This window comes from Streptomyces africanus, assembly GCF_002150735.1.
Taxonomy (GTDB): domain Bacteria; phylum Actinomycetota; class Actinomycetes; order Streptomycetales; family Streptomycetaceae; genus Streptomyces; species Streptomyces africanus.
On record NZ_MUKA01000589.1, the window covers coordinates 1 to 505 of the forward strand.

Annotated in this window: 1 protein-coding gene; it reads left to right on the forward strand. The window is 73.5% G+C overall.

The window, feature by feature from the left end:
* The coding region (locus CCL05_RS42350) for a nitroreductase family protein (RefSeq protein ID WP_244204608.1) at positions 1-505 on the forward strand (505 nt) is incomplete at both ends.

Below are 505 nucleotides of genomic sequence, written 5' to 3' on the forward strand. Positions count from 1 at the left end.
CCCGGAGACCCCCCCGGCATCCGCCGAGGACGTCACCGTCGTACTCCCCGGCCCGGCCCCGGACGAGCAGGCCGGACAGCATGTCCAGGGCCCGCAGCAGTCCCAGGCCGCCGTCCCCCAGCCGGCCCAGCCCGAGGCGGAACCCGTGGTCATCGTCCCCGCACCCCGCGAAGGCGACGCCGAACTCGCACAGAACGCCGACGACCTGGACACCCGGGGCGCCGAACAGGAAGACCTGGCGGATCAGGAACGCCACGAAGCAGAGAGCGCGGGCGCAGTGGCAGAAGCACGACAGTCCACCGGTCCCGCCGCCCCCGGCTACGACCCCGCCGAGCGCGAGGCCGTGCTGAAGGTCATGCGCGAACGCCGTGACATCCGCAACGGCTTCCGCAGCGACCCGATCCCGCACGAGGTGCTGCTCCGTGTCCTGGAGGCCGCCCACCACGCGCCCTCCGTCGGCCACTCGCAGCCCTGGGACTTCGTCGTCATCCGCTCCGCCGACACC